Here is a 6,044-nt window from a genome sequence, read left to right as displayed (position 1 = left end):
ATGTATTCCTGCATTCGGAAAATGGCTTGCTGGCATTCGGGCCACCGCCTGCCAAAGGTGAAGAAGACCCTGAACTGATCAATGCAGGTAAGGAATATGTGACCATGCTGACCGGTGGCAGCTTTTTTCATCATGGTGATTCCTTTGCCATGATGCGTGGCGGGCATCTGGATATTGCGGTACTCGGTGCCTTTCAGGTGGCAGCCAATGGCGATCTGGCCAACTGGCATACCGGAGCCGCGGATGCTATTCCTGCGGTGGGCGGGGCGATGGATCTTGCGGTCGGTGCCAAGAAAGTATTTATCACCACTGATCACACCACCAAGCAAGGTGAACCGAAGATTGTTGAAGCACTGACTTATCCGGCCACCGGCTTGAAGTGTGTCGATCGTATTTATACTGACCTGTGTGTGATTGATGTGACCCCTGACGGTTTAAAAGTGATTGAGAAAGTCGAAGGTTTGAGCTTTGCTGAGTTGCAGGCGTTGACGGGTGCGAAACTGATTGATGCGACGCAAGGATAATGTTTACACAGCCACTAATTACGGGTTAAAGCAGAGGCTTTTTATATAGGCATTGCCTTACTTTTTAAGGATAAAAAGTAACAAAAATCCTTTGTTAGACTGATGGTATATCCATATACCACAGTCTAACGGGCGGCATCCATGCCGCCGCCGCGAAATGCTTGTGGGAAAGCCTCAGATCGAGATTTTCACATAGTCGAATATAAATTGAGAGTTGCTATCGTGATTGGCGAAAAGGATATCGCCCCGTTACTCAGCACAACAAGGAAGTTGTGTCTGAGTAACAAAGGTTTTTGGTCACTTTTTTAAAAAAGTGACGAGAACTAGCTGTGGGTATTGGATTAAGCACCTTAAGACTCCGTCGTGACTAACTCTTATGAATGAAAGCGACTAATACCATCACTGCCGATAAATGAAAGTGATGTTCGAAAACAGTTTGTATAGGCAATGCCTTACTTTTGAAAGGTCAAAAGTAACAAAAACCTTTGTAGGACTGATGGTATATCCATATACCACAGTCCAACGGGCGGCATCCATGCCGCCACCGCGAGATACCTACGGAGAATGGCTGAAAGGCCTGAAGTAAAGGACAAGATTTAAAATGAAAAACGCTTATATCATCGATGCTATCCGTACCCCATTTGGTCGCTATGCAGGCGGTCTTGCCCCTGTACGCGCTGATGACCTCGGAGCAGTTCCAATTCAGGCCCTGATACAACGTAACCCGAGTGTCGATTGGCAGCAGGTCGATGATGTGATCTATGGCTGTGCCAACCAAGCCGGTGAAGATAACCGTAATGTGGGTCGTATGTCAGCGCTATTGGCAGGTTTGCCGTATCAGGTGCCAGCCACCACAGTAAACCGTTTATGTGGTTCATCACTGGATGCCATTGCCATGGCTGCCCGTGCCATTAAAGCCAATGAAGCCGACCTGATTATTGCCGGCGGTGTGGAAAGCATGAGCCGTGCGCCTTATGTGATGGGCAAATCAGACAGTGCCTTTGGACGTAGTCAAAAGATTGAAGACACCACCATGGGCTGGCGTTTTATCAATCCAAAACTCAAAGAAATGTATGGCGTCGACAGCATGCCACAAACCGCAGAAAACGTGGCGGAACAGTTCAACATCAACCGTGCCGATCAGGACCAGTTTGCACTGAACAGCCAACAACGTACTGCAACGGCGCAAGCCAAAGGTTTCTTTGCCAATGAAATCGTACCCGTCAGCATTTCCCAGCGTAAGGGCGATGCTATTGTGGTGGATCATGATGAGCATCCACGTGCATCAACCACTTTGGAAGCATTAACCAAACTCAAAGGGGTAGTTAAAGCTGAAGGGACAGTCACGGCAGGAAACGCCTCAGGCATTAAATGATGGTGCTGCGGCTTTGCTGATTGCTTCGGATGAAGCGGTAGAAAAATATCAGCTCAAGCCACGCGCCAAAATCATTGCGGCTACGACAGTTGGGGTTGAACCACGGATTATGGGCTTTGCGCCAGCACCTGCGATCAAGAAACTGCTGAAACAGGCCAATCTTACATTAGAACAAATGGATGTGATTGAATTGAATGAAGCTTTTGCCGCACAAGCTTTGGCGGTGACCCGTAATTTAGACTTGGCAGATGATGATGCACGGGTTAATCCGAATGGCGGTGCAATTGCTTTGGGTCATCCTTTAGGTGCCTCTGGTGCACGTCTGGTCACCACCGCCTTGAATCAGCTTGAACAGATCAAGGGGCAATATGCCTTATGTTCGATGTGTATTGGTGTCGGTCAAGGGATTGCCTTGATTATTCAACGTATTGATTAAAATAAAGGAATAGTACATGTCAGTTTTTCAATCTGCCGATGCACACATTCATTATCAGACCTTTGGCGATCGCAACGCCCCTGCACTGGTGTTTTCCAACTCTTTGGGGACCCACTACGGGATGTGGCAACAACAATTCAATTATTTTAAACAACGCTTTTATGTGATCTGTTATGACACCCGTGGTCATGGATCTTCTTCTACCCCACCCGGTCCATATACCTTGCAACAACTGGGCGAAGATGTCATCCGCCTGCTCGACCATTTAAAGATAGAAAAAGCCAGTTTTTGTGGAATTTCCATGGGTGGGATCACTGGCCAATGGTTGGCGACTCATTATCCAGAACGATTTAGCCACGTGGTGATTGCCAATACGGCAGCAAAAATTGGACAGGAACAGGCCTGGCTCGATCGTGCAAAATTAGCTAGAGAACAAGGTTTACAACCCATCGCAGCAACTGCCGCATCTCGATGGTTTACAGATCCTTTTATCCAAAGTCAAACAGCCATTGTCAATCATCTGTGTCACGACTTAAGTGCGGGCAGCGCAGACGGTTATGCCAGTTGTTGTGAGGCTTTGGCTAAAGCGGATGTCCGAGAGCAAATCAAAGATATCCATCTCCCTGTTTTGATCATTGCCGGAACCCAGGACCCCGTTACTACCGTTGCAGATGCACAATTTATGCAACAGCAGATTGCAGATGCCCAACTGGTAGAAATCAGTGCCTCACATATTTCCAATATTGAACAAGCCGATGCATTTAATGCTGCACTTGATGCTTTTTTATAATCATTTAAATCCCAAGGGGGAGGCATAACCATCCCTTTTAACTTTGAACCCTGAAATATCAAAACAAGTTCTTCTTTAAAGCGGCTGAAAAAATTATGTGTTTTATCCCAAAAGCACAATAAAAAAAGATGCCATTAAGTGGCATCTTTATAAAAATTTATTGTTTAAGACACGCCAGCAAAATCCCTGAGCATGGTAATAAAAATATCTTTTTGCTCATCAGAATATTTTTCAAATACCTCATTTTGATGGCTATCTGCAATATCAAATAGATAGTGTGCAGTTTTCTTACCTTTTTCGGTCAGCTTAAAAAATCCGTCGCTTTCAATCAGCAAACCGTCCTTTTGTAAAATTGATGCAGCCTGCTCCACTTCACGCATCGGCATGGCAATATCGCGTGGCAAATCTGCCTTGTTTGATGCAGTCCCGCTACCCAGCACCAACAGTAAACGCGCTTCGCTGGTACGAAAGCCTGTCACCAACTGCTTGGGAATATAATCAGTCTGGTAAAACTTGAACGCACGACTCATCAGATAGCAAACATTGCTATATAAATGCCCTTGATGCATCGCACCAATATCTTCAGTTTCCATTGTGTCTTTTAACTGGAGTAACGGATGCGGTATTACGCCTGAATAAGCGCCTTGGTGATAGACCAATGGACTACGCCCTTCATCACGAAAACGCACCACTTTGCCGATAATAATCCAGTGATCACCGCCTTCGATAATCTGATAGCGCTCACATTCAAACACTGCAGAACAGTGCTCCAGAATCGGCGCCTGCCCCGCCCCGGTCTGATAACGGGTACCTTCGTATTTATCAATATTACGGCGTGAAAACTTGTTGGATAACTCGATCTGCGAGCCCGATAAAATATTCACTGCAAAATGTGAGGCCTGTTCAAATACCGGAAAGCTCGACGAGTTCTTATCAATACTCCATAAAATCAGCGCCGGATCTAAAGACACTGAATTAAAACTATTGGCCGTCACCCCCACCTTTTCACCCTGAGCATTTTGCGCGGTCATGATGGTCACCCCGGTCGCAAAATTCCCCAAAGCACGTCTAAACTGCATCGGATCAATCGTGATTTCATCCATTGTTTTTAGTGAATTCATTATTCTCTCCTGAATCTGTTATCCTGTTTCCGGCTATCCCTGATACCGGTTGATTCTGATTAAATCCGTTAAATATCCAGTACCAGCCGTGCTGACTTAGAACGTGAACAGCACACCAATATCTGCTCGTTACTGGCCTTTTCTTCATCGGTAAAATACACGTCGCGATGATCAGGTTCACCTTCGATCACATCGCACATACAGGTGCCACACACACCTTGTTCACATGACATTTCAATCTCGATACCTTCACGCGCCAAGGCCTGCAAAATGGTTTCTTCAGCATTGACCAGAATGATCTTGCCACTTTGCTGCGCCACCACTTCAAAGGCATCGCCCCCGGTTTCAACCTCAACCTGAAAATATTCCTTATGGATTTGCTGCTCAGGGAAGTTCTGTGTCAGGGCTAAATTGATGACCCAGTCCATAAATCCATTTGGGCCACAAGTATAGATATGGCTGTCTTTAGCAATATCCTGAATGGCGGATTGGAAAAATTCACGGTGACTGGCTCCTTCCGATTTAAAATGAAAGGTCGTAAACGGTGCCAGGATGCCATGTTTAATTTCATCGACAAAAGCACAGCGTTCCGGGCTTGCGCCGCAGTAATGCAGTTCAAAAGACGAGCCTTCCTGCGCCAGCTGATACGCCATGGTGATCAGTGGTGTAATCCCGATACCGCCACCGATCAGCACAGTGTGTCTGGATTTCACTAAAGGAAACAGGTTTTTCGGTTCACTGATCTGAATCTGCATGCCGTCTTTTAAATCATCAAAGGCCGACACTGAACCGCCGCGTGATTCCGGATCACGTAAAATCCCGAGCCGGAACTTACCTACCTCATTCGGGTTCTGGCACAATGAGTACTGACGCACCATGCCATTGGGGAGGTGCACATCAATATGCGCTCCCGCTTCAATTTTGGGTAATACGCTCGAATTTGCAGATTCAAATTCCATCACTGCAACATTCCCACCTTCGACATGACGGTTTTTTACCACCACATTATAAAGTCTGGTCATGATTTCTCTCCCTGATCTGCATCTTGCCCAAGGCTTAACGCATAAATAATCCACCGTTAATATCCCATGTCGCCCCAGTGACAAAGGCTGCACTTGGACTGGCCAATAAAGCACAGGTCTCGGCAATAAACGCCATGCTGCCGAGTGCTTTGACCGGGATATTCTGGATGAACTGTTCCATTTTTTCGTCAGAGACCACGCTATGCACAATCGGTGATTCCATCGGCCCCGGCGCAATCGCATTTACCGTCACCCCTTTGGCTGCAAACTCTTTGGCAAAGATTTTGGTCAGGGTGATAATGGCGCCTTTGGTGGCTGCATAATGCGCACCGGTTGCTGTACCGCCATTTTGGCCAGCCAGAGATGCCATATTGACGATACGGCCGTAACCTTGCGCAGCCATATATTTGCCAATGATCTGACATGCCTGAAAGGTACCGCGCTGATTCACTTGTGTGATCATGTCAAAATCTGCCGCACTAATCTCTAAAACAGGCGTTGCCTTGGTCATGGTGGCATTGTTGATTAGCACATCCAGTTTTGAGAAGGTTTGCTGAATCCACTGTACGGCAGCATGAAAATCGGCCTCAACCGAGATATCCAGTTTCAGCGGGAACAGATTCTCTGCATGCGGACTGCGTGCCTTGGCTTGCTCTGCTTTCTCTAAAGTACTGGCAGACAGGATCACCTGATGCCCCTGCGCCGCAAAATATTCGGCAATGACATTCCCCAGACCTGAAGCGGCACCTGTGACTAAAACAACCTGTTGCATTTTC

The 6,044-nt window shown here is 46.8% G+C and carries 5 protein-coding genes and 1 pseudogene; 3 read left to right on the top strand and 3 right to left on the bottom strand.

The features are described from left to right. The 3 genes and pseudogenes from OC23_RS12150 to pcaD form a co-directional block, all read left to right on the top strand. Positions 1-524: CoA-transferase (locus OC23_RS12150; RefSeq protein ID WP_038345113.1), on the top strand; the 524-nt coding region annotated here is incomplete at its 5' end. Between the two features lie 601 nt (positions 525-1,125). Then, positions 1,126-2,335: pseudogene (gene pcaF / locus OC23_RS12145) on the top strand (3-oxoadipyl-CoA thiolase). A gap of 16 nt (positions 2,336-2,351) precedes the next feature. Next, positions 2,352-3,125: a 3-oxoadipate enol-lactonase gene (pcaD, locus tag OC23_RS12140; RefSeq protein ID WP_038345112.1), complete on the top strand. Its 774-nt coding sequence runs from the start codon at positions 2,352-2,354 to the stop codon at positions 3,123-3,125. Positions 3,126-3,289: 164 nt separating this feature from the next. Here the strand turns inward: pcaD and OC23_RS12135 are convergent, their stop codons facing one another. The 3 genes from OC23_RS12135 to OC23_RS12125 all read right to left on the bottom strand — a co-directional run bounded on the left by OC23_RS12135 (position 3,290) and on the right by OC23_RS12125 (position 6,040). Next, positions 3,290-4,249, bottom strand: a complete 960-nt coding sequence (locus tag OC23_RS12135) for a p-hydroxyphenylacetate 3-hydroxylase reductase component (RefSeq protein WP_171194790.1) — start codon at positions 4,247-4,249, stop codon at positions 3,290-3,292. Positions 4,250-4,314: 65 nt separating this feature from the next. Beyond that, complete coding sequence (locus tag OC23_RS12130) at positions 4,315-5,268, bottom strand: PDR/VanB family oxidoreductase (protein WP_038345110.1); 954 nt, start codon at positions 5,266-5,268, stop codon at positions 4,315-4,317. 34 nt (positions 5,269-5,302) lie between these two features. After that, positions 5,303-6,040 carry an SDR family NAD(P)-dependent oxidoreductase gene (locus tag OC23_RS12125; RefSeq protein ID WP_038345109.1) on the bottom strand — a complete coding sequence of 246 codons (738 nt, stop codon included), beginning with the start codon at positions 6,038-6,040 and terminating at the stop codon, positions 5,303-5,305. Positions 6,041-6,044: the final 4 nt, after the last annotated feature.

The sequence above is a fragment of the Acinetobacter sp. A47 genome (genome assembly GCF_000805455.1).
GTDB lineage: Bacteria > Pseudomonadota > Gammaproteobacteria > Pseudomonadales > Moraxellaceae > Acinetobacter.
Note: the sequence above shows the minus strand (reverse complement) of the source record. Positions and strands in the feature narration are given on the sequence as shown.